This is a genomic window from Streptomyces zhihengii, from assembly GCF_016919245.1.
Taxonomy (GTDB): Bacteria; Actinomycetota; Actinomycetes; order Streptomycetales; family Streptomycetaceae; genus Streptomyces; species Streptomyces zhihengii.
This window is the reverse complement of the sequence record NZ_JAFEJA010000001.1, coordinates 2,419,851-2,442,116: the sequence shown is the minus strand read 5'-3', so window position 1 is coordinate 2,442,116 and position 22,266 is coordinate 2,419,851. Positions and strand designations below refer to the sequence as shown.

The 22,266-nt window shown below is 73.3% G+C and carries 18 protein-coding genes; 9 read left to right on the top strand and 9 right to left on the bottom strand.

Going from position 1 to position 22,266, the window contains the following annotated elements; genetic code table 11:
• Positions 1 to 41 precede the first annotated feature (41 nt).
• Positions 42 to 1,736: a proline--tRNA ligase gene (locus JE024_RS09910; protein ID WP_205373233.1), complete on the top strand. Its 1,695-nt coding sequence runs from the start codon at positions 42 to 44 to the stop codon at positions 1,734 to 1,736.
• Positions 1,737 to 2,190: 454 nt separating this feature from the next.
• Here the strand turns inward: JE024_RS09910 and JE024_RS09905 are convergent, their stop codons facing one another.
• The 3 genes from JE024_RS09905 to JE024_RS09895 are packed head-to-tail and all read right to left on the bottom strand — an operon-like array spanning position 2,191 to position 4,123.
• Positions 2,191 to 3,057 carry an aminoglycoside phosphotransferase family protein gene (locus JE024_RS09905; protein WP_205373232.1) on the bottom strand — a complete coding sequence of 289 codons (867 nt, stop codon included), beginning with the start codon at positions 3,055 to 3,057 and terminating at the stop codon, positions 2,191 to 2,193.
• A 29-nt stretch (positions 3,058 to 3,086) separates the two neighbouring features.
• Entirely contained in the window at positions 3,087 to 3,536 is a 450-nt protein-coding gene (locus JE024_RS09900; RefSeq protein ID WP_205373231.1) for a ferritin-like domain-containing protein, read from the bottom strand.
• Positions 3,533 to 4,123: a hypothetical protein gene (locus JE024_RS09895; protein WP_417842778.1), complete on the bottom strand. Its 591-nt coding sequence runs from the start codon at positions 4,121 to 4,123 to the stop codon at positions 3,533 to 3,535. Before JE024_RS09895 ends, JE024_RS09900 begins: the two co-directional genes overlap by 4 nt.
• A 124-nt stretch (positions 4,124 to 4,247) precedes the next feature.
• On the opposite strand from JE024_RS09895, the gene rimP reads away from it, so the two are divergent.
• The 8 genes from rimP (at position 4,248) to JE024_RS09855 (ending at position 12,498) form a co-directional block, all read left to right on the top strand.
• Entirely contained in the window at positions 4,248 to 4,745 is a 498-nt protein-coding gene (gene rimP, locus JE024_RS09890; protein ID WP_205373230.1) for a ribosome maturation factor RimP, read from the top strand.
• 2 nt (positions 4,746 to 4,747) lie between these two features.
• The gene (nusA, locus tag JE024_RS09885) at positions 4,748 to 5,749 is read left to right on the top strand and encodes a transcription termination factor NusA (RefSeq protein WP_205373229.1); all 1,002 of its coding nucleotides are present in this window, start codon (positions 4,748 to 4,750) and stop codon (positions 5,747 to 5,749) included.
• 137 nt (positions 5,750 to 5,886) lie between these two features.
• Positions 5,887 to 6,165 carry a YlxR family protein gene (locus tag JE024_RS09880; RefSeq protein WP_205373228.1) on the top strand — a complete coding sequence of 93 codons (279 nt, stop codon included), beginning with the start codon at positions 5,887 to 5,889 and terminating at the stop codon, positions 6,163 to 6,165.
• A gap of 154 nt (positions 6,166 to 6,319) precedes the next feature.
• Complete coding sequence (gene infB, locus JE024_RS09875; protein WP_205373227.1) at positions 6,320 to 9,388, top strand: translation initiation factor IF-2; 3,069 nt, start codon at positions 6,320 to 6,322, stop codon at positions 9,386 to 9,388.
• A gap of 134 nt (positions 9,389 to 9,522) precedes the next feature.
• Positions 9,523 to 9,816, top strand: a complete 294-nt coding sequence (locus tag JE024_RS09870; RefSeq protein ID WP_205373226.1) for a DUF503 domain-containing protein — start codon at positions 9,523 to 9,525, stop codon at positions 9,814 to 9,816.
• Between the two features lie 67 nt (positions 9,817 to 9,883).
• Positions 9,884 to 10,321 carry a 30S ribosome-binding factor RbfA gene (gene rbfA / locus JE024_RS09865; RefSeq protein WP_205373225.1) on the top strand — a complete coding sequence of 146 codons (438 nt, stop codon included), beginning with the start codon at positions 9,884 to 9,886 and terminating at the stop codon, positions 10,319 to 10,321.
• Positions 10,318 to 11,217 (top strand): tRNA pseudouridine(55) synthase TruB, encoded by a 900-nt coding sequence (truB, locus tag JE024_RS09860; protein ID WP_205373224.1) that lies wholly within the window; start codon positions 10,318 to 10,320, stop codon positions 11,215 to 11,217. Before rbfA ends, truB begins: the two co-directional genes overlap by 4 nt.
• Positions 11,218 to 11,556: 339 nt before the next feature.
• On the top strand, positions 11,557 to 12,498 hold the full coding sequence (locus tag JE024_RS09855; RefSeq protein WP_205373223.1) for a bifunctional riboflavin kinase/FAD synthetase: 942 nt from the start codon (positions 11,557 to 11,559) through the stop codon (positions 12,496 to 12,498).
• 89 nt (positions 12,499 to 12,587) lie between these two features.
• On the opposite strand, the gene JE024_RS09850 is transcribed toward JE024_RS09855, so the two are convergent.
• From JE024_RS09850 to JE024_RS09825, 6 genes are all read right to left on the bottom strand, one after another.
• Positions 12,588 to 13,613: an oligopeptide/dipeptide ABC transporter ATP-binding protein gene (locus tag JE024_RS09850; protein ID WP_507232743.1), complete on the bottom strand. Its 1,026-nt coding sequence runs from the start codon at positions 13,611 to 13,613 to the stop codon at positions 12,588 to 12,590.
• On the bottom strand, positions 13,610 to 14,587 hold the full coding sequence (locus tag JE024_RS09845; protein WP_205373222.1) for an ABC transporter ATP-binding protein: 978 nt from the start codon (positions 14,585 to 14,587) through the stop codon (positions 13,610 to 13,612). The genes JE024_RS09850 and JE024_RS09845 overlap by 4 nt, the downstream gene beginning before the upstream one ends.
• Positions 14,584 to 15,513, bottom strand: coding sequence for an ABC transporter permease (locus tag JE024_RS09840; protein WP_205373221.1), 930 nt, complete (start codon positions 15,511 to 15,513; stop codon positions 14,584 to 14,586). Before JE024_RS09840 ends, JE024_RS09845 begins: the two co-directional genes overlap by 4 nt.
• Positions 15,510 to 16,565, bottom strand: a complete 1,056-nt coding sequence (locus tag JE024_RS09835) for an ABC transporter permease (protein WP_205373220.1) — start codon at positions 16,563 to 16,565, stop codon at positions 15,510 to 15,512. The genes JE024_RS09840 and JE024_RS09835 overlap by 4 nt, the downstream gene beginning before the upstream one ends.
• A 3-nt stretch (positions 16,566 to 16,568) precedes the next feature.
• A complete protein-coding gene (locus JE024_RS09830; protein ID WP_205373219.1) occupies positions 16,569 to 18,443 on the bottom strand; it encodes an ABC transporter substrate-binding protein in 1,875 nt (624 codons plus the stop codon).
• Between the two features lie 200 nt (positions 18,444 to 18,643).
• Complete coding sequence (locus JE024_RS09825) at positions 18,644 to 22,132, bottom strand: SCO5717 family growth-regulating ATPase (RefSeq protein WP_205373218.1); 3,489 nt, start codon at positions 22,130 to 22,132, stop codon at positions 18,644 to 18,646.
• Positions 22,133 to 22,266 lie beyond the last annotated feature (134 nt).

Here is a 22,266-nt window from a genome sequence, read left to right as displayed (position 1 = left end):
CTAACCTCCTGCACATCACACGTTCCGAGCAGGAGTTCACCATGGCCCAGGTCCAGCGCATGTCCCGTCTGATGGTCAAGACACTGCGCGACGACCCGGCGGACGCGGAGACGCTCAGCCACAAGCTCCTCGTCCGCGCCGGTTACGTCCGCCGCAACGCCGCGGGCATCTGGTCGTGGCTGCCGCTCGGCAAGCGGGTGCTGGAGAACGTGAGCCGCGTCGTCCGCGAGGAGATGGACGCCATCGGCGCGCAGGAGGTCCTGCTGCCGGCCCTGCTCCCCAAGGAGCCCTACGAGGCCACCGGCCGCTGGGACGAGTACGGCGCCGAGCTGTTCCGCCTCAAGGACCGCAAGGGCGCCGAGTACCTCCTCGGCCCCACGCACGAGGAGATCTTCACCCAGCTCGTCAAGGACCAGTGCACGTCCTACAAGGACCTGCCGGTGATCCTCTACCAGATCCAGACCAAGTACCGCGACGAGGCGCGTCCGCGCTCGGGCATCCTGCGCGGCCGTGAGTTCCAGATGAAGGACTCGTACTCCTTCGACACCACCGACGAGGGCCTCGCCGAGTCGTACGCGCTGCACCGCCAGGCGTACGTGCGGATCTTCGAGCGCCTCGGGCTGCGGCACAAGATCGTCTCCGCCGTCTCCGGCGCGATGGGCGGCTCGGCGTCCGAGGAGTTCCTCGCCCCCGCCGCGGCCGGCGAGGACACCTTCGTCTACTGCCCCTCCTGCGACTACGCCGCCAACACCGAGGCCGTCACCTTCGCGCTCGCCCCCGCCGACGCGGCCGCCCACGGCCCCGTCGAGGAGCTGGACACCCCCGACACCCCGACCATCGAGACGCTCGCCGCCCACCTCGGCGTACCGGCCTCCGCCACCCTGAAGAACCTCCTGGTCAAGGTCGACGGGGAGATCGTCGCCGTCGGCGTCCCCGGCGACCGCGAGGTCGACCTCGGCAAGCTCGGCGACCACCTGGCGCCCGCGACCGTCGAACTGGTCACCGCCGAGGACTTCACCGGCCGCCCCGACCTGGTCCGCGGCTACGTCGGCCCCCAGGGCCTGGACAAGGTCCGCTACCTCGCCGACCCCCGCGTCGCGCCCGGCACCGCCTGGATCACCGGCGCCAACAAGGACGGCAAGCACGCGAGGAACGTCGTCGCCGGCCGTGACTTCGAGGTCGACGACTACCTGGACGTCGTGGTCGTCGAGGAGGGCGACCCCTGCCCGAAGTGCGCCACCGGCCTGAAGCTGGACCGCGCGATCGAGATCGGCCACATCTTCCAGCTCGGACGCAAGTACGCCGACGCCTTCCAGCTCGACGTGCTCGGGCAGAACGGGAAGCCGGTCCGCGTGACCATGGGCTCCTACGGCGTCGGCGTCTCCCGCGCGGTGGCGGCGCTCGCCGAGCAGACCGCGGACGAGCAGGGGCTGTGCTGGCCCGCCGAGATCGCCCCTGCCGACGTGCACGTCGTGGCGGCGGGCAAGGCGCTCCAGACCGAGCTGGCGCTCGACGTCGCGGAGCAGCTCGGCGCGGCGGGGCTGCGCGTCCTCGTCGACGACCGGGCCGGGGTCTCCCCGGGCGTGAAGTTCACCGACGCCGAGCTGATCGGCGTCCCCAAGATCCTCGTCGCCGGGCGGCGCTCGGGCGAGGGCGTCGTCGAGCTGAAGGACCGCCGCACGGGGGAGCGCGAGGAGCTCCCGGTCGCGGAGGCGATCACCCGCCTGGCGCGCTGAGCCCTGGAGCGGGCGGCGCCCCCGGAGCACGTCGAGCCGGGGCAGCCGCCCGCGTGCGGCCCGGTGGTCGCACACCCCGCTGCGCGCGGTGTCCTCAATCGCCGGACGGGCTCGGAGTGGCTCGCGCCGCCGGTTGGTCCTGGAGCGCCGGACGGGCTGGAGTATCCAGCCCGTCCGGCGCTTGAGGACACGGCCGCAGGCCGTGTCGCGACCACCGGCCGCACGGGCCGGAGAATCCTGAGCCAGCGGCTGCCCCGGCCCACGGGCGGGCGCCCCCTGGACATCCCACGACCCCGGCGGCACGCGGCGAGCGACCCCCGAAAGGCCGGCTGCCCCGGCGGCACGCGGCGAGCGACCCCCGAAAGCAGACGCCCCCGCCCCCGGGGCCAGCGGCCCTCGTGCAGGCCCCCGCCCCCGGGGCCGGCGGCCCCGTGAAGCCGACGCCCCCCGGGCGTCACAGCCAGGAGGCGAACTCCAGGGTGAGTTCGGCCTCCGCGTGGCGGCGCTCCCGCAGCGCGCGGGTGCCCGATTCGACGGCGCGGAACAGCGTCCACCCGCGGAGCCGGTCCCGGTCCACCTCCAGGGCGTCCGCCAGCTTGGTGAGCCTGCGGCGGGTCGCCGACGCGCCCGAGGAGGAGGCGACGAGGTCCTCGACACGGTCCCGGACCAGGCGCGCCAGGTCGTAGGCCGGTTCGCCGGCCACCGGCTCGGGGCCCACCGCGAGCCACGGCACCCGGTCGCCGGACAGCACCTTGCCCTGCCGGAAGTTCCCGTGCAGCAGCCGGACCTCACCCGGCGCGGCGACCAGCTCCTCGCGGGCCGCCAGTGCGGCGGCGACCAGGGGCTCCTCGTCGGGGGAGGGCATCGCGGCGGCCTGGCGGGCGGTGCGCGCGGCCACCGTCTCGAAGGCGTGGCCGGCGGGCGGCTCGATCCACAGCCTGCGGACCGTGCCCGCGGCCTCCAGGAGCGCCTTGGCCTCCGGCAGCGAGCGCAGGGAGACCTCGGGGTGGAGCCGCTCCAGCAGCAGTTCGCCGTCTCCGTCGTCGAGGAGGCGTACCGACCCCCAGCCGTTCCACGCCGTGAGAGCCGCGTGCTCCAGGGCGGGGGCGGCGGCCGGCGGGGCGAGCTTCAGCGCGGCGGGGGTGCCGTCGGCCTGCCGGACGAGCAGCACGACACTGCTGCGGCCCCCGGGCGCCACCACGCGCTCGACGTCGAGCTTCCGCCGGTCCACCGCCTCCCGGACGGTCTCCGGGAGGTGTCCGAGCCACTCGGTGCGGTCGCCGAGGGCCCGGACCAGCCGCTGGGGCGGTTCGAAAGCCATACGTCGTGTGTTCCCTTTCCGGTTTCCGTTCAGCCGCCGTTGCCCGCGGCACGCTCGGCGAGCCCCGGAAAGGCTACGCCGCCGCCGCGCCAGCGTGCCGCGCGCACGGCGGCCTCGCGCAGCGCGTCGGCGGCCGTGCGGCGCAGCGGGCCCTCGGACGCCCGCACGAGGTCGGCCCAGGCGCCCGCCACCCGGTCCTCCAGTTCGGCGGCGAGCCGTACCGCCGCCGCGGTGTCCGGGACGTCGAAGGGCAGCGCGTACGCCGCCGACGCGGCGACGGGGACGGCGCCCAGGTCGCGCGCGGTGCGGGCCAGGGCGTCGCGGTGCGCGCGGTGCGCCGCGTGCGCGGCGGACGCCTCGTGCTCGCGCGCCTCGCCGACCCGGCCGCCGACCACCCCGTAGCCGTAGACGACGGCGTGCTCGGCGGCGAGCGCGGCCTGCACCGCGGTCAGCGTGCCGGCCCTGTCCACCTCGGTCATCGCGCGTCACCCTTCGTCAGCAAGTACGCGTGCGCCGATCCGGCCGCCGCGACGGAGGCGAGCAGCCGGGCCAGTTCGGGCTCCGCGTCCATCAGGGAGGCGGTGTGCTCCGCCGACACCCGGCGTTCGGCCGCGGCCAGTGTCCGGAGCGCCGCCGCGGGGTCGTCGGGGACGGATCCCCCCGCCACGGCCGGGGCGGTGGCGGGCGCGGCGCCCGTGGCCGAGGGCCGGGGCGAGGCGGGAGCGGAGGCCGGCGGCGGTGTCGCGCGGGTTCCCGAGAGGGCCGCCGCGTGCTCCGCGACCGCCGCCCGCAGCGGTGCGAGCCGTGCCGTCAGCGCCGGATGGCGCGCGGTGACGGCGTCGTACTCGCCGAGCAGCGCGGTGCTGCGTGCCGCGAGGCGCCGGCGCAGGGCGCGGGCGGCCTCGGCGGGAGCGGCCGTCGTGCCGGCGGTCCGCGGGCCCGCGGGTGTGCCGCTCGAACAGCCCGTCAACGCGGCCGCGGCGGCCGCGCCCGTCGCCAGCAGGGCACGTCGCCGTGTCGTCCCCGTGCGCCCCACACCTGTCTCCTCGGCCCGAATGGTGATCATCGCCGCAGGCGAGCGTACCCGTGGGCACGGCGCCGGTGGACGGCAACACCCCCCGCGACCGGATACCCTTTGACTCGACACGCGACGATCCCACAACAGCACACGCGGCCGAGGAGTCACCCGGATGAGCACCACCCAGAGCGAGAGGCTGCGCGGGCTGCTGGAACCGCTCGTCAGCGCCGCCGACCTGGATCTGGAGGAGATCGAGGTCTCCCGGGCGGGCAGGCGCCGCACGCTGAGGATCGTGGTCGACTCCGACGACGGCGTGGAACTGGACGCGTGCGCGGAACTGAGCCGCGCGATCTCCCAGAAGCTGGACGAGACCGACGCCATGGGCGAGGACGAGTACGTCCTGGAGGTCACCTCCCCGGGCGCGGACCGTCCGCTCACCCAGCACCGCCACTACGTGCGCGCCGTCGGCCGCCTGGTGAAGCTCCAGCTCACCGAGGGCGGCGAGCTGGTCGCCCGCATCCTCACCGTCGACGACGAGGGGCTCGACCTCGAGGTCCCGGGCGTGAAGGGGCGCAAGCCCACCGCCCGCCGGGTCGCCTTCGGCGAGATCGGCAAGGCGCGCGTCGAGATCGAGTTCAACCGCAAGGACAAGAAGGAAGAGGAGGCGTAGCCGTGGACATCGATGTGAAGCTCCTGAAGGGCTTGGCACAGGAGAAGGAGATCGCCTTCGACCTCCTGGTCGAGGCCATCGAGTCGGCCCTCCTCATCGCGTACCACCGCACCGACGGCAGCCGTCGTCACGCCCGTGTCGTGCTCGACCGGCAGACCGGCCACGTCACGGTGTGGGCCAAGGAGGACCCGTCCGACCTGGAGGAGGGGCAGGAGCCGAAGGAGTTCGACGACACCCCGTCCGACTTCGGCCGGATCGCCGCCACCACCGCCCGCCAGGTCATCCAGCAGCGGCTGCGGGACGCGGAGAACGACGTGACCTTCGGCGAGTACGCCCGCCGCGAGGGCGATGTCGTGGCCGGTCAGGTCCAGCAGGGCAAGGACCCGAAGAACGTCCTGGTGAAGCTGGACGACAAGCTGGAGGCCATCCTGCCGGTGCAGGAGCAGGTCCCCGGCGAGGAGTACACCCACGGGCTGCGGCTGCGCACCTATGTCGTGCGGGTGGCCAAGGGTGTGCGCGGTCCGTCCGTGACGCTCTCGCGCACCCACCCCAACCTGGTCAAGAAGCTGTTCGCGCTGGAGGTCCCGGAGATCGCCGACGGCAGCGTCGAGATCGCCGCGATCGCCCGCGAGGCCGGTCACCGCACCAAGATCGCCGTGCGCTCGACCCGCTCGGGTCTGAACGCCAAGGGCGCCTGCATCGGCCCGATGGGCGGCCGGGTCCGCAACGTCATGGCCGAGCTGCTCGGCGAGAAGATCGACATCGTGGACTGGTCGGACGACCCGGCCGAGATGGTCGCCAACGCGCTGTCCCCGGCCCGGGTGAGCAAGGTCGAGATCGTCGACCTCGGCGCCCGTTCCGCGCGGGTGACGGTGCCGGACTACCAGCTCTCGCTGGCGATCGGCAAGGAGGGGCAGAACGCCCGCCTGGCCGCCCGCCTCACCGGCTGGCGCATCGACATCCGCCCGGACACGGAGCAGGAGCAGGGCGCCGACCGGGACTGACCAGGACCGACCGGGACTGTGGAATGAATCCGCGCGGGACCCCGTTGCCGCAGGGCAGGGGCCGTGTGGATCAGGACAACAACCGTTCGATTCTTGCCCCGAAGGGGTGAGGTCGGTGCGGGGAGGTAGACTTAAGCGTGTCTGGCCGGACGCATGCCCGCGTGTGCCCTGAGCGAACCTGTGTGGGATGCCGGGAGCGAGCGGCCAAGGACGATCTGCTGCGCATCGTGGTGATCGGGAGTGAATGCGTCCCCGATGATCGCGGTACGCTGCCCGGCCGGGGTGCTTATGTGCATCCCGCCGTGATCTGTCTCGATCAGGCGGTTCGCCGCAGGGCGTTCCCACGGGCCCTCAGGGTCCAGGGACCGCTCGACACCGCCGGTCTCCGGCGGCACGTCGAGCAGACGGCACAGTGAAACGAAAGAGAAGTACGGCACGGAACCCCGTGCGGTCAGGTACCTCGCGAGTCGGAAGTAGGTCGAGATTGCGATGAGCACTCGATGAGTACGCGATGAGTACGCCCATGAAGTAGCGACGGTCCGGCGGTAACCCGGACCTAAAAGGAGCGAAGTGGCTAAGGTCCGGGTATACGAACTCGCCAAGGAGTTCGGTGTGGAGAGCAAGGTCGTCATGGCCAAGCTCCAGGAACTCGGTGAATTCGTCCGTTCGGCGTCCTCGACGATCGAGGCGCCGGTTGTACGCAAGTTGACTGACGCGCTGCAGGGTCCCGGCGGCAACGCCGGCAAGACCGCAGCAAAGCCGGGCGCGCCCCGCAAGGCGACGCCCTCCAAGCCGTCCGCGCCGTCTCCGGCGCAGGCGTCCCGTCCGGCTGCCCCCAAGCCCGGCGCCCCGGCTCCCAAGCCGGCCCAGGCGAGCAGCCCCGCCGCGGCCCCCTCCCCGGGTCCGCGTCCCACTCCGGGCCCGAAGCCCGCACCGGCCAAGCCCGCCCCGGCGGCTCCGGTGCCCGCCGCCGAGTTCTCGGCGCCGGCCCCGGCCCAGCCCGCCGCACCGCAGGCCCCGCGTCCCGCGGGCGCCACTCCCGGTCCCCGTCCCGCCCGTCCGGCCCCGGCCGGCGGTCAGCGCGACGGCGGTCGTGACGGTGGCCGTGGCGGCGAGCGTCCCGCCCGTCCCGGCGGCGCCTCCGGCGCCCCGCGTCCGGGTGCCCGTCCCGCGGGTCCCCGTCCGGGCAACAACCCCTTCACCTCCGGTGGCTCGACCGGCATGGCGCGCCCGCAGGCGCCCCGTCCCGGCGGCGGCCGTCCCGGCCCCGGTGGTCCCGGCGGCGCCCCCGGCGCCCCGCGTCCCCAGGGCGGTCCCGGCGGCGCTCCGCGTCCGCAGGGCCAGGGCGGTGCCCGTCCGACCCCCGGTGGCATGCCTCGTCCGCAGGCCCCGCGTCCGGGCGGCGCGCCCGGCGGCAACCGCCCGAACCCGGGCATGATGCCGCAGCGTCCCGCGGCCGGTCCCCGCCCCGGCGGCGGTCCCGGCGGCGGCGGTCGCGGTCCCGGCGGTGCCGGTCGTCCCGGCGGTGCCGGTCGTCCCGGTGGCGGCGGCGGCTTCGCCGGCCGTCCCGGTGGCGGCGGCGGCGGTCGTCCCGGTGGCGGCGGCGGCTTCGCCGGTCGTCCCGGCGGCGGTGGCCCCGGTGGCGGCGGCGGCTTCGGCGGCGGTCGTCCCGGCTTCGGCGGACGTCCGGGTGGTCCCGGCGGCCGTGGTGGCACGCAGGGCGCGTTCGGCCGTCCCGGCGGTCCGGCCCGTCGTGGCCGCAAGTCGAAGCGGCAGAGGCGCCAGGAGTACGAGGCCATGCAGGCCCCGTCGGTCGGCGGCGTGATGCTGCCTCGCGGCAACGGCGAAGCCATTCGCCTGTCGCGCGGTGCGTCGCTCACCGACTTCGCGGAGAAGATCAACGCCAACCCGGCGTCGCTCGTCGCGGTCATGATGAACCTCGGCGAGATGGTCACCGCGACGCAGTCCGTCTCCGACGAGACGCTGCAGCTTCTCGGCGACGAGATGAACTACACCGTCCAGATCGTCAGCCCGGAGGAGGAGGACCGCGAGCTTCTCGAGTCCTTCGACATCGAGTTCGGCGAGGACGAGGGCGGCGAAGAGGCCCTGGTCTCCCGTCCGCCGGTCGTGACCGTCATGGGTCACGTCGACCACGGAAAGACCCGCCTGCTCGACGCGATCCGCAAGACGAACGTCGTCGCGGGCGAGGCCGGTGGCATCACCCAGCACATCGGTGCCTACCAGGTCTCGACCGAGGTCAACGGCGAGGACCGCGCGATCACCTTCATCGACACCCCGGGTCACGAGGCGTTCACCGCCATGCGTGCCCGTGGTGCGAAGTCGACCGACATCGCGATCCTCGTGGTGGCGGCCAACGACGGTGTGATGCCCCAGACGATCGAGGCGCTGAACCACGCCAAGGCGGCCGACGTGCCGATCGTGGTCGCGGTCAACAAGATCGACGTCGAGGGCGCGGACCCGACCAAGGTGCGCGGCCAGCTCACCGAGTTCGGTCTGGTGGCCGAGGAGTACGGCGGCGACACCATGTTCGTCGACATCTCCGCCAAGCAGGGTCTGCACATCGACTCCCTGCTGGAGGCCGTGGTCCTCACCGCGGACGCCTCGCTCGACCTGCGTGCCAACCCGGACCAGGACGCGCAGGGCATCGCGATCGAGTCCCACCTCGACCGCGGCCGCGGTGCCGTCTCGACCGTCCTGGTCCAGCGCGGAACGCTGCGCATCGGCGACACCGTGGTGGTCGGCGACGCGTACGGCCGTGTCCGGGCGATGCTCGACGACAAGGGCAACAACGTGGAGGCGGCGACCCCGTCGACTCCCGTCCTGGTGCTCGGTCTGACCAACGTGCCGGGTGCCGGCGACAACCTCCTGGTGGTCGACGAGGACCGTACGGCCCGCCAGATCGCCGAGAAGCGCGCCGCGCGTGAGCGCAACGCCGCCTTCGCCAAGCGCGTCCGCCGGGTGTCCCTCGAGGACCTCGACAAGGTGCTCAAGGCCGGTCTGGTCCAGGAACTCAACCTCATCATCAAGGGCGACGCGTCCGGTGCGGTCGAGGCCCTCGAAGCCTCGCTGCTCCAGCTCGACGTCGGTGAAGAGGTCGACATCCGGGTCCTGCACCGCGGTGTGGGTGCGGTCACCGAGTCCGACATCGACCTGGCGATGGGCTCCGACGCCATCGTCATCGGCTACAACGTCCGTGCGGCCGGCCGTGCCGCGCAGATGGCGGAGCGCGAGGGCGTCGACGTCCGCTACTACTCGGTGATCTACCAGGCCATCGAGGAGATCGAGGCGGCCCTCAAGGGCATGCTCAAGCCGGAGTACGAAGAGGTCGAGCTCGGCACGGCGGAGATCCGCGAGGTCTTCCGCTCGTCCAAGCTGGGCAACATCGCGGGTGTTCTCATCCGGTCCGGCGAGGTCAAGCGCAACACCAAGGCCCGCCTCATCCGCGACGGCAAGGTCGTGGCGGAGAACCTCAACATCGAGGGCCTGCGCCGCTTCAAGGACGACGTCACCGAGATCCGCGAAGGCTTCGAGGGCGGTATCAACCTCGGAAACTTCAACGACATCAAGATCGACGACGTCATCGCGACGTACGAGATGCGCGAGAAGCCCCGCGGCTGACGCACACCTCACCGGGGCCGGTCGGCGGAGATATTTCCGTCGATCGGCCCCGGCCGTTGCGTGTACCGTTCTGATGCTCCTGCCAAGCGCTGGCAGGCGTCATGAACCCGCACCGGCGGGACATCCGGGCATACATGTATGTGGGGACACTCTCCTTCGACCTGCTTCTCGGCGACGTACGGTCGCTGAAGGAGAAGCGGTCGGTGGTCCGTCCGATCGTCGCCGAACTCCAGCGGAAATACGCGGTGAGCGTGGCCGAGACGGGGGACCAGGACCTCCACCGGCGGGCCCGTATCGGGCTCGCGGTGGTCTCGGGCGACACCGGGCACCTCAGCGAGGTGCTCGACCGGTGCGAGCGGCTCGTCGCCGCCCGGCCGGAAGTGGAACTGCTCTCGGTTCGACGCAGACTCCACGGCGACGAAGACTGAATGAGCGGCACCACGAGCAGCAGTACCAGTGGCAGCAGCAGCAACAGCAGCAAGAGGAGAAGGACCAGTGGCCGACAATGCGCGGGCGAAGAAGCTGGCGGACCTCATCCGGGAGGTGGTCGCCGAGAAGCTCCAGCGCGGCATCAAGGACCCACGTCTGGGCACGCACGTGACCATCACGGACACGCGTGTCACCGGTGACCTGCGGGAGGCCACGGTCTTCTACACGGTCTACGGCGACGACGAGGACCGCGCCAGCGCGGCAGCCGGGCTCCAGAGCGCCAAGGGCATCCTGCGTTCGGCGGTCGGGGCGGCGGCGGGCACCAAGTTCACGCCCACCCTGACCTTCGTGCCGGACGCGCTCCCGGAGAACGCCAAGACGATCGAGGACCTCCTCGACAAGGCGCGGGCGTCGGACGCCCAGGTGCGCGAGGCGTCCTCCGGCGCCGCGTACGCCGGCGAGGCCGACCCGTACCGCAAGCCCGAGGACGAAGCCTCGGAATGACAGAGCGCATCCCCACGCCCGACGGCCTTGTCATCGTCGACAAGCCGTCGGGCTTCACTTCGCACGACGTCGTGGCCAAGATGCGCGGCATCGCGCGCACCCGCCGCGTCGGCCACGCGGGCACCCTCGACCCGATGGCCACCGGGGTGCTCGTCCTCGGGGTCGAGAAGGCCACCAAGCTCCTCGGCCATCTCGCGCTGACGGAGAAGGAGTACCTCGGCACCATCCGCCTGGGGCAGAACACCGTCACGGACGACGCGGAGGGCGAGATCACGTCCTCCACCGACGCCTCCGCGGTCACCCGGGAGGGGATCGACGCCGGTGTGGCCCTGCTCACCGGCGACATCATGCAGGTGCCGTCCAAGGTCAGCGCCATCAAGATCGACGGCAAGCGGTCCTACGCGCGGGTGCGCGGCGGCGAGGAGTTCGACATCCCGGCGCGGCCGGTGACCGTCTCCTCGTTCCGTGTGTACGACGTGCGGGAGGCCACCGCCGAGGACGGCACCCCCGTCGTCGACCTCGTCGTCTCCGTCGTCTGCTCCTCCGGCACCTACATCCGGGCGCTCGCCCGTGACCTCGGAGCCGGGCTCGGCGTCGGCGGCCATCTCACGGCCCTGCGGCGCACCCGGGTCGGCCCCTACGGGCTGGACGCGGCCAGGACGCTCGACCGGCTCCAGGAGGAGCTGACCGTCATGCCGATCGCGGACGCGGCGGCCGCCGCCTTCGCCCGCTGGGACGTGGACGCCCGGCAGGCGAAGCTGCTGGTCAACGGTGTGCGGCTGGAGATGCCTCCGCAGGAGCGGTCGCCGGTCGCCGTCTTCGGCCCCGACGGGCGCTTCCTGGCGCTGGTCGAGGAGCAGAAGGGCAAGGCGAAGAGCCTCGCGGTCTTCGTCTGAGGACGGAGGGCCGCCCTCGCGGTGTGCCTCTCGTGGAACGGGCAGCGGTGCTGCCCGTTCCACGACCCCCCTGGTTTCCCCCACAGCAGGTCTGTCCATCCGCCCGCCCGAATTCACCTCATCGTGCGGGCGCTCGGAGGACCTGTGGGCGTGAAAGGGGGGCGCTTTGCGTCGGGGCACCGGGAGACCGCGGACGGCGGTGCGCGGGGTGCGCGGGGGAACGGCGCGGGCAGGGCGGATCAGGAGCCGATGCCGACCGCGGGGTGCGGGCATGGCAGTCTTAGACCTGCGCAGTCGGTATCGGTATTCGGGCACAGGTTCGGGCGAGGAGCGGTCACAGTGCAGCGCTGGCGTGGCTTGGAGTACATCCCCCAGGACTGGGGGCGCAGCGTCGTCACCATCGGTTCCTACGACGGGGTGCACCGCGGGCACCAGCTCATCATCGGCCGTGCCGTGGAGAAGGCCCGCGAGCTGGGTGTGCCGGCGGTCGTCGTCACCTTCGACCCCCACCCCAGCGAGGTCGTCCGCCCCGGCAGCCACCCGCCGCTGCTCGCCCCGCACCACCGGCGCGCCGAACTCATGGAGGAGTTGGGCGTCGACGCGGTGCTCGTCCTCCCCTTCACCCTCGAGTTCTCCAAGCTGTCGCCCGCCGACTTCGTGGTGAAGGTGCTGGTCGACAAGCTCCACGCTCGCGCGGTCGTGGAGGGCCCCAACTTCCGCTTCGGACACCGGGCCGCGGGCAACGTCGACCTCCTGCGGGAGCTCGGCGCGACCTACGACTACGAGGTCGAGGTCATCGACCTCTTCGTGAGCGGTGAGGCGGGCGGCGGGCAGCCGTTCTCCTCGACGCTCACCCGCCGTCTGGTCGCCGAGGGCGACGTGACGGGCGCCGCCGAGATCCTCGGGCGGCCGCACCGGGTCGAGGGCGTCGTCGTGCGCGGCGCGCAGCGCGGCCGCGAGCTCGGGTTCCCCACGGCCAACGTGGAGACCCTGCCGCACACCGCCGTCCCCGCGGACGGGGTGTACGCGGGCTGGCTGACCGCCGACGGCGAGCGGATGCCGGCGGCGATCTCGGTCGGCACCAACCCGCAGTTCGACGGCACCGAGCGCACGGTCGAGGCGTACGCGATCGACCGCGTGGGGCTGGAGCTGTACGGGCTCCATGTGACGGTGGACTTCCTGGCGTACGTGCGGGGCCAGAAGAAGTTCGACTCCATCGAGGCGCTGCTGGTGGCGATGGGCGACGACGTGAAGCGCTGCCGGGAGCTGACCTCCGAGTAGCCGCGCGGGAGCGCGCGGCGCGGGTGGGGGCCGGGGTCCTGCGCCCCCACCGGCCCGGTGGGGGCGGCACCGCGCTCCGCGCGGTGTCCTCAATCGCCGGACGGGCTCTGTCGTCCGGACCAGTGGCACGCCACCTGGGCCGCGGTGGTGTGGGGGAGGACCGGGAGCGGCTTCGTGCGGCAGGCGTCCGCTACGCCCGCCTGCGCGGCCTCGCCCGAGGCCAGGATCTGGCAGCGGGCGTGGAAGCGGCAGCCCCCCGGGATGCGCGCCGGGTCCGGCGGCTCGCCCGTGAGGACGACCGGCGGCTTCCCGGACTCCGGCAGCACCGAGAGCAGCGCCTGCGTGTAGGGGTGCCGGGGCGAGGTGAGGACCTCCTCCACCGGACCGGACTCCACGATCCGCCCGAGGTACATGACCGCGACCCGGTCGGCGATGTTCCAGGCCAGCCCCAGGTCGTGGGTCACCACCAGCGCCGACAGGCCCAGCTCGTCGCGCAGGCGCAGCAGCAGCGCCAGGATCTCGCCGCGCACCGAGGCGTCAAGTGAGGCCACCGGCTCGTCCGCGACGATCAGTTCGGGCTCCAGCACGAGGGCACCGGCGATGACGACGCGCTGCCGCTGGCCGCCGGAGAGCTCGTGCGGGTAGCGCAGGAAGAAGCGCTCCGGTGGGCGCAGGCCCGCCCGGGAGAGGGCCCCGGCCACGGCCTCGCGCTCGTCGCCCGTGTACCCGTGGATCCGCAGGCCCTCGGCGACGGCGTCGTAGACGGTGTGCCGGGGGTTGAGGGAGCCGCTCGGGTCCTGGAGCACGAGCTGGACGCGCTTGCGGTACTTCTTCAGGGCGCGGCTGCCGTAGTCCAGGGGCGCTCCGCCGAAGGAGACCCGCCCGTCGGTGGGCGGCACCAGGCCCAGCAGCGAGCGGGCCAGGGTGGTCTTGCCGCAGCCGGACTCGCCCACCAGGGCGACGATCTCGCCGGCGCCGATGTCCAGGTCCACGCCGTCGACCGCGCGGGCGGGCGGGGCGCCGCGGCGCCCGGGGAAGGTGACCTGCAGTCCGGCGGCCGAGAGCAGGGAGGGGGTGCCGGTCACGGGGGCGTCCTTCTCGATGGATGCGGTCACGGCTGCTCCACCCCGGCTCCCACGTGGACGCAGGCCGCGCGGCGCAGTTCGCCGGCGGCGACGAGGCCTTGGTCCTCGTGGGCGCAGCTGTCCAGGGCGACGGGGCAGCGGGGATGGAAGGCGCAGCCGCCCGGCAGGTCGGCCGGATCCGGCGGGTCGCCGGGCAGGCCGCGCGGGGCACGGCGGGAGGCCGGGTCCCCGATCCTCGGGAAGGCGGCGGACAGCGCCCGGCCGTACGGGTGGCGGGCCGCGTCGTAGACGGCCCGCGCGGGACCCTCCTCGACCACCCGGCCCGCGTACATCACGGCGAGCTCGTCGCAGGTGTCGGCGAGGACGCCCAGGTCGTGGCTGATCATCAGCAGGCTGATGTCCTTCTCGGCGACGAGCTGTTCGATCAGGCGCAGGATCTGCGCCTGGATCATCACGTCGAGCGCGGTCGTCGGCTCGTCCGCGACGATCAGCCGGGGGTCGCAGGCCAGCGCCATGGCGATCATGACGCGCTGCCGCTGGCCGCCGGACAGCTCGTGCGGATAGGCGTCCGCCCGGGACACCGGCAGTCCGACGTGCTGGAGCAGTTCGCCGACCCTGGTCCGGGCGGCGGCGGGGGTGGACGCGGTGCCGTGCAGCAGGATCGGCTCGGCGATCTGGTCGCCGACGCGGTGCACGGCGTTCAGCGAGTGCATCGCGCCCTGGAAGACGATGGACGCCCCGGCCCAGCGGACCGCCCGCAGCCGGCCCCACTTCATGGTGAGCACGTCCTCGCCGTCCAGCAGGATCTCCCCGGACAGCCGCGCCGACGCGGGCAGCAGGCGCAGCAGCGCGAGCGCCAGCGTGGACTTGCCGCAGCCGGACTCGCCCGCGATCCCCAGCTTGCGGCCCGCGGCCAGGCTGAGGTCCACGCCGCGCACGGCGGGCACGGCCGCCGGCCCGCTGCCGTACGTCACATGCAGGTCCTTGACCTCCAGCACGCTCACCGCGCGACCCCCAGCTTCGGGTTGAGGACGGATTCGACGGCGCGTCCGCACAGGGTGAACGCGAGGGCCACGGCGGCGATCGCGATTCCGGGCGGGGCCAGGTACCACCAGTGGCCGGAGGAGACGGCGCCCGCCTCCCGGGCGTCCTGGAGCATGCCGCCCCAGGAGACGACCGTCGGGTCGCCGAGCCCGAGGAAGGCGAGGGTCGCCTCCGTGAGGATGGCGCTGGAGATGCCGAGCGTGGTCTGCGCGAGGACCAGCGGCATCACGTTCGGCAGGACGTGGCGGTTCATGATGTGCCCGTGCCCGCCGCCGAGCGCCTTGGCCCGCTCGATGTACGGCCGGGACTCGACGGCGATGGTCTGGGCGCGCACCAGACGGGCCGTGGTGGGCCAGGTGGTGACGCCGATGGCCACGATGACCGTCCACATGCTGCGTGACATCACGGTCGCCAGGACGATGGCGAGCACCAGCGTCGGCATCACCAGGAACCAGTCGGTGATCCGCATGACGACGGTCGAGAACCAGCCGCCGTAGTGCCCGGACACGACGCCGACCAGGGTGCCGATGGCCACGGAGAGGGCGGCGGCCAGCAGCCCCACGGTGAGCGAGATGCGCGCGCCCCAGACCAGCAGCCCGAGCAGGGAGCGCCCGAACTGGTCCGTGCCGAGCGGGAATTCCGCGCTGGGCCGTTCCAGGGCGGAGCCGGGCGCGTTGGTGACGCTCTGCACGTCGGAGCCGACCAGCAGCGGCGCGGTCAGCGCCACCAGGGCGATCAGGGCCAGGGCGCCGAGCCCGAGGAGGCCCGCCCGGTGGGTGCGGTACGCCGTCCAGAAGCGGGCGAGCGAGTGGCGCCTGCGCTCCCAGGCGAGGGAGCGGGCGGAGCGGGGGCTCCCGGCGGCCGGTGCGGCCGGTGTCGTCGTCATCGGCCCACCCGGGGGTCGAGCAGCGGATACAGCAGGTCGGCGAGGAGGTTCATCACGATCATGGCTCCGGCGAAGACGACGAACAGGCCCTGCACCAGCGGCAGGTCCGGCACGCTCAGCGCCTGGTAGAACAGGCCGCCGAGCCCCGGCCAGGAGAACACCGTCTCCACCAGGATCGAACCGGCGGCCACATGGCCGAGGTTGATGAAGACCATGGTCACGGTGGGCAGCAGCGCGTTCGGCACCGCGTGGTGGCGGCGCACGGCGTCGTCCCGCAGGCCCTTGGCCCGTGCGGTCGTCAGATAGTCGCTGCCCATCTCGTCGAGCAGCGAGGAGCGCATCACCAGCAGGGTCTGCGCGTACCCGACCGCGACCAGGGTGACCACGGGCAGCACCATGTGGTGGGCCACGTCGAGCACATGGGCGAAGCCGGTCTCGTTCCCGGACTCCATGCCGCCGGTCGGGAACATGCCCGGGATCGGGCCGATGCCCACGGAGAAGGTGATGATGAGCAGCAGTCCCAGCCAGAACGACGGCACCGACCACAGGGTCAGCGCCACCCCGGTGTTGACCCGGTCGCCGAGGCTGCCGTGGCGCCAGGCCGACCGGGTGCCCAGCCAGAGGCCGATCGCCGAGTAGACGAGGACGGCGACACCGGTCAGCAGCAGGGTCGCGGGCACCTTCTGGAGGATCAGATCGCCCACCGGCGCGCGGAACTGGTACGACATGCCCAGGTCGCCGGTGAGGGCCTTGGCGCAGTAGTCGGTGAACTGCTGCCACAGGGGCTGGTCGAGGCCGAACTGGCGGCGCAGCGTGGCCATCTGCTCCGCCGACGTCGGCACGCCGTGGGTCATGGCCTTCACCGGGTCGCCCGGGATGATCCGGAACAGGAAGAAGCTGGTGACGAGCACGGCGATCAGGGAGACCGCCGCGCCGCCCAGCTTGCCCGCCGCGTGGGCGAGGTAGGCGCGTGCGCCCGCGCCGCTCGCGGCGCGGGCCTCGGGGGCCCGCGCCACGGCGGTCGTCGTGCCGGTGGTGCTCGTGGTGCTCATCGACTATTCACGGTCTTCCGCGGTGGAACGGCGCCGCATCGCGACGAAGACACCGGCGGCCGCGGCCAGCACGACGACGGCGCCGACACCGATCAGGATCCCGGTCGAGGAACCGCCGCCGGACCCTTCCTCGGCGCCGGCCGGCTCGGCCGACCACCAGCTCCAGTAGCCGTCCTGCCCGTAGATGTTGCCCGCGGCCTCGGGCATCGTCGTGATCGACTTGATCTGGTCGGTACGGTACGCCTCCAGCGCGTTCGGGTAGGCGAGGACGTTCATGTAGGCCGTGTCGTACAGCCGGGACTCCATCTGCTTGACCAGCTCGGTGCGCTTGGCCGGGTCGTACTCGGCGGCCTGCTGCGCGTACAGCTCGTCGAACTGCTTGTCGCAGATGAAGTTGTCCGTGGCGCCGGTGTCCTTCGGGGTGGCCGGGAGGGCGGCGCAGGTGTGGATCGACAGCACGAAGTCCGGGTCCGGGTTGACGGACCAGCCGTCGAAGGCCAGGTCGTAGTCGCCCGCCAGCCACGGGTCGGAGACGTTGTCCAGGCACTCGACCTTCAGGCCGATGCCGAGCTCGCCCCACCACTCCTGGAGGTACTTGCCGATCGCCTTGTCGTTCGGGTCGGTGGCGTGGCACAGGATCCGGAAGTCGAGCGGCTTGCCGTCCTTGCCGGCGCGCTTGCCGTCCGCGTTCTTCCTGTAGCCCGCCTGGTCGAGCAACTGCGCGGCCTTGGCGGGGTCGTAGCCGATCTTCTGCTCGGCCGACGGCTTCCAGAAGTAGGAGGAGAAGCGCGGCGGGATGTAGCCCTCGCCCTCGACGGCGTGGCCCTGGAAGACCTTGTCGACGATGGTCGTGCGGTCGGTGGCGTGGAACAGCGCCTTGCGGACCGCCGGGTCGAGCAGTGCCTTGTGGCCGTTGCCGAAGGTCTTGCCGTCCTTGGACCGGGCGCCGGGGTTGGTGGCCAGTGCGAAGAAGCGGCGGCCGGGCGCGTCGTTGACCTTGATGTTCTCGGCGTTCTTCAGGGCGTCGGCCTGGGCGGGCGTCAGGCCCTGGACGAAGGAGACCTCGCCCTTCTGGAGCGCGGCGACGGCGGCGTCACCGTCCTTGTAGTACTTGAAGACCAGCTCGTCGAACTTGGGCGTGCCGCGCCAGAAGTCCTTCTGGGGCGCGAGCTTCACGTACTGGTCGACCTTGAAGTCGGTGATGACGAAGGGGCCGTTGCCGACGATCGGGAACTGCTTGTCGTTGTTGAAGGTGGAGAAGTCGCCGACCTTCTCCCAGACGTGCTTCGGGACGATGGGCACGTCCAGCGCCGTCATCGTCGCCTGCGGCTTCTTCAGCGTGATGACGAGCGTCTTCGGGTCGGGTGCGGTGACCTTCGCGAAGTTGGCGGTGAAGCTGCCGTTGGCGGTCGCCGCGTTCGGGTCGGTCATCATCTTGTTGAAGGTCCAGGCGGCGTCCTCGGCCGTGGCCTTCTTCCCGTCCGACCAGGTGGAGTCGTCCCGGATGGTGTACGTCCACGTCAGCTTGTCGGCGGACGGCTTCCACTCCGTCGCGAGCCCGGGGACGGTGCGGCCGTCCTTGGGGTCGTAGTTCGTCAGGTACTCGTAGGTGAGCCGGTGGATGGACGTGGTCAGCAGCCGGGAGGCGAGGAACGGGCTCAGTGAGTCCACGCTCTGCGACACGGCGACGGTGAGCACGTCCTTGTCGTCGGCGGCCTGCGCCGGGGCGAGCGCCGCGGTGCGGTCCTGGGGCGCCGCCTGCGCGTGCGGGACGATCAGGCCCGCCAGCAGCAGCGCGGACGCGGCGGTGCCGACGGCCGCGGTCCGCCGGAAGCGGGAACGGTGCCGGGCGGTGGGTGGTGGAGCCTGTGTGACCATGGGACGGTGACCTCGCGTCATGACTCGCTCGAAGAAGGCGGGTTGGTGATCTCGGGTTCGCCAGCTGGTGAAGCGAAGGTTTATCAGGGTGGTCATGCCGCGTCAACGGCCGTCCAAACCACGTGTGGTCTGCGGGAATACGCCGAGGGCCCGCACCGGGTGGCCGGTGCGGGCCCTTATTGGTTCAGACCTCTGTAGCCCTACTGCTGAGGGGCTGGCGGTGCCTGCGGAGGCTGCTGCCCGGGCCATCCGGGCGGCGGCACCGGAGCCCCCGAATCCGTCTGACCAGGGGCGCCGGGATGCGCGGGCGCACCCTGCGGCGGACCCCCGGGGGCGGCCGGCGCCTGACCCTGCTGCGGCGGCGGTGACGGGTGCCAGCCCTGGGGCGGATAGGGCTGCTGGGGACCGCCGTACGGCTGCTGCTGCGGCGGCTGCTGGGGGTACGGCTGACCGGGCGCGGGCTGGTGCGGGATCTGCTGTCCCGGCATCGGCTGCCCGGGGACCTGCTGTCCCGGCACCTGCTGTCCTGGCATCGGCTGCCCGGGGGCGGGCTGCTGCTGCCACGGCTGGCCCTGGTGGCCCGGCATGGGCGGCGCGGACTGCGGGGGCGGGTTGCCGTCCGCCGTCCACAGGCCCTGCTGCTGCTGGGCGCGGACGAAGTCCTCGGCGATGAGCGCCGACAGATTGAAGTACGCCTCGCGCGTCTTGGGGCGCATCATGTCGAGGTCCACCTCGGCGCCCGCCGACAGGTGCTCGTCGAACGGCACGACCACCACACCGCGGCAGCGGGTCTGGAAGTGCGCCACGATGTCGTCCACCTTGATCATCTTGCCGGTCTCGCGCACCCCGGAGATGACCGTCACCGAACGCTGCACCAGCTCGGCGTAGCCGTGCGCCGACAGCCAGTCCAGCGTCGTCGACGCGCTGCTCGCGCCGTCCACGGACGGCGTGGAGATGATGATGAGCTGGTCGGCGAGGTCCAGCACCCCGCGCATGGCGCTGTAGAGCAGACCGGTGCCGGAGTCGGTGAGGATGATCGGGTACTGCTTGCCCAGCACCTCGATCGCGCGCCGGTAGTCCTCGTCGTTGAACGTCGTGGAGACGGCCGGGTCCACGTCGTTGGCGATGATCTCCAGGCCGGAGGGCGCCTGCGAGGTGAACCGGCGGATGTCCATGTACGAGTTGAGGTACGGGATCGCCTGCACCAGGTCGCGGATCGTCGCCCCGGTCTCCCGGCGCACCCGGCGCCCGAGCGTGCCGGCGTCCGGGTTGGCGTCGATCGCCAGGATCTTGTCCTGCCGCTCCGTGGCGAGGGTGGAGCCGAGGGCGGTGGTCGTGGTGGTCTTGCCGACACCGCCCTTGAGGGAGATGACCGCGATCCGGTAGCAGGAGAGGACCGGCGTGCGGATCAGTTCGAGCTTGCGCTGCCGCTCCGCCTCCTCCTTCTTGCCGCCGAGCTTGAAGCGGTTGGCCGCGGCGGGGTTGCGGCTCGACTTCGGCTTCTGCCGGTTGTTGCGCAGCAGCCGGTCGGAGGAGAGCTCCACGGCGGCCGTGTAGCCGAGCGGCGCGCCCGGCACGGAGCGCTCCCGCTGGTCGTGGGTGACCGGGGAGGGCCAGGCACCGCCGGCCCTCGGGTCGGCCGGCGCGCCGGGAGCGCCCTGGCCCTGGTGCGGCTGCCCGGGGGCACCCTGCGCCGGCGGCGGCACCTGTCCGGGAGCCCCCGGCACGCCGGGGGGCACCTGACCCGGGTACGGGTGACCGGGGTGCGGCTGACCGGGCTGGACCTGGCCGGGCTGCGCCTGGCCGGGCGCCGGCTGTCCGGCGTGCGGGGCCGGCACCGGGGGACCGGCGGCGGGGGAGTGCTGCTGCGGCGGCATCGCGGCGGGGGGCAGGGCGCCCGGGTGGCCGGGCTGCTGTCCGGGCTGCGGGAAGCCGTAACCGCCCTGCGCGCCCGGCTGTCCGGGCTGTGCGCCGGTCTGTACTCCGGGCTGCTGTCCGGGCTGTGCGCCGGGCTGGGGGAAGCCGTAGCCGCCCTGCGCCGTGGGGGCAGGGGCCGCGGGGCCTCCGTGCGGTGCCGGCGGGCCCTGCTGCGGGAAGCCGTAACCGCCCTGCGGCGCGGGTGTTCCGGGCTGCTCGCCGCCGCCCTGGGGGAAGCCGTAGCCGCCCTGCGGGGCCGGGGCGGGCGCTGTGGGACCGGCCTGTGGGAAGCCGTGACCGCCGTCCTGGGACGGAGTGCCCGGCTGTCCGGGCTGCTGTCCGGCCTGCGGGTAGCCGTAACCGCCGTCCTGCGCCGGCGGGACGGGGGCGCCGCCGGGCTGTCCGTACTGCGCGCCGGGCTGCTGTCCGGGCTGCGGGTAGCCGTAACCGCCGTCCTGCGGTGCGGGCATGGGCGCCCCGGGCTGGTTGCCGCCACCCTGCGGGAAGCCGTAACCGCCCTGCTGCGGGACGCCCGGACCGGCGGGCTGCCCGCCGGTCCACGGTGCCGGAGCGCCCGGGGCCTGCGGTGCGGCGGGCGGCGCGGACGCGTCCGCGGTCGGTGCGGGCCACTGCTGCGCGGCGGCCGGAGCGGCCGGCTGGTAGGCGGGCGGCAGCGGCGGCAGGCCGGCCTGGGGCGCGGCGGGGGCCGGGGCCCACGGCTGCGGATCGGCGGCCGGAGGCTCCGTCGCGGGCAGTGCGATGGGCGCCGGAAGCGACGGCGGCGGGGTGTCCTGCGGCTCCTCGGCGTGCACCGCGTCCTGGACGTCGTCCGCCGGGGCGGGAGAGGCGTCGTCGGCGGAGTCCGGTCCGGTGCCGGAGCCGACCGGGTCGACGGCGTCGCCCGTGTCGTCGCCGAAGGTGTCCGCGGCGTACACGTCCGGGCCGAAGGTGTCCGGGGCGGGACCGGATCCGGCGTCGTCCGGCGCCGAGTCGTCCGCGGCGACCGGACCGGCGTCGCCGTCCCGGCCGCCGTCGTGCGCCGCCACCGGGGCGTCGTCCGCGGCCGTGCCGTCGGCGCCGTCGGAGCCGTCGGTGGTGTCGGGCTTCGGGAGTTCGGCGTCCGCACCGGCGGAGGCGTCCGTGCCGGGCGCGTCCGCGGGCTCGGGCCGGCCGGCCGCGGCCTCCTCGGCCACGGCCCGCTCGGCGATCTCTCGCTTCAGGGCGGCGGCGGAGAAACGCATCGTCGCCCCGCTCTCCAGGTCGCCGCTGCCGGTGTCGTCGGCACCGGCCGGGGCGGACGGGCCGGCCACGGGAAGGGCGACGGGCGCCGGTTCGGCGGGCGGGACCACGGGTGCCGGCTCGGCGGGCAGGGGCACGGCGGCGGCAGGAGGCGTGACCGGCTCCTGTGGGCCGGGAGGCGTGACGGGCTCGTGGGCTGCGGCAGGCGCGACGGGATCGTGCGCGGGCGGCGGCACGGCCGGGCCCGGCTCGTGCGGCGCGGCACCCTGCCCGGCCGGGGGCGTGGACCAGTTGGGCTCGAAGCCGCTGCCCGCGGGCAGCCCGGGCACCGCCACCGGGGCACCCTGCGGCGGAGGCGGCGTGTGCCCGCCGCCCCCCGCTCCGCCCGAGGTGTCACCCGACGCGTTCTGCGTGTACCAGGCGGGAGGGGTGTAGTCGATGGTGAACTCACCCGTCAGCTCGGCGGGATCCGCGTCGGACTCGTCGACGGGAAGGTTCCAGTCCCCGTGGATCTCGTCCCGATCGCCGTTCACTTTGCCTCCTGGTGTGGTCGAGCACCCTTGTGCCGTCGTGGGTGGGGGCCACCGCTGACGTCCGATCGGCCCGGCTCTCCCCCCGACCCACCCTAATCGCCGACACCACCCGTCCGGCAGGCCCGCCCGCCCGC

Bases quoted from the DNA above. Each gene is read 5' to 3' on its own strand.
- JE024_RS09910 (WP_205373233.1), top strand. From the start codon at position 42: ATGGCCCAGGTCCAGCGCATGTCCCGTCTGATGGTCAAGACACTGCGC.
- JE024_RS09905 (WP_205373232.1), bottom strand. From the start codon at position 3,057: ATGGCTTTCGAACCGCCCCAGCGGCTGGTCCGGGCCCTCGGCGACCGC.
- JE024_RS09900 (WP_205373231.1), bottom strand. From the start codon at position 3,536: ATGACCGAGGTGGACAGGGCCGGCACGCTGACCGCGGTGCAGGCCGCG.
- JE024_RS09895 (WP_417842778.1), bottom strand. From the start codon at position 4,123: ATGATCACCATTCGGGCCGAGGAGACAGGTGTGGGGCGCACGGGGACG.
- rimP (WP_205373230.1), top strand. From the start codon at position 4,248: ATGAGCACCACCCAGAGCGAGAGGCTGCGCGGGCTGCTGGAACCGCTC.
- JE024_RS09870 (WP_205373226.1), top strand. From the start codon at position 9,523: ATGTATGTGGGGACACTCTCCTTCGACCTGCTTCTCGGCGACGTACGG.
- truB (WP_205373224.1), top strand. From the start codon at position 10,318: ATGACAGAGCGCATCCCCACGCCCGACGGCCTTGTCATCGTCGACAAG.
- JE024_RS09840 (WP_205373221.1), bottom strand. From the start codon at position 15,513: ATGACGACGACACCGGCCGCACCGGCCGCCGGGAGCCCCCGCTCCGCC.
- JE024_RS09835 (WP_205373220.1), bottom strand. From the start codon at position 16,565: ATGAGCACCACGAGCACCACCGGCACGACGACCGCCGTGGCGCGGGCC.
- JE024_RS09830 (WP_205373219.1), bottom strand. From the start codon at position 18,443: ATGGTCACACAGGCTCCACCACCCACCGCCCGGCACCGTTCCCGCTTC.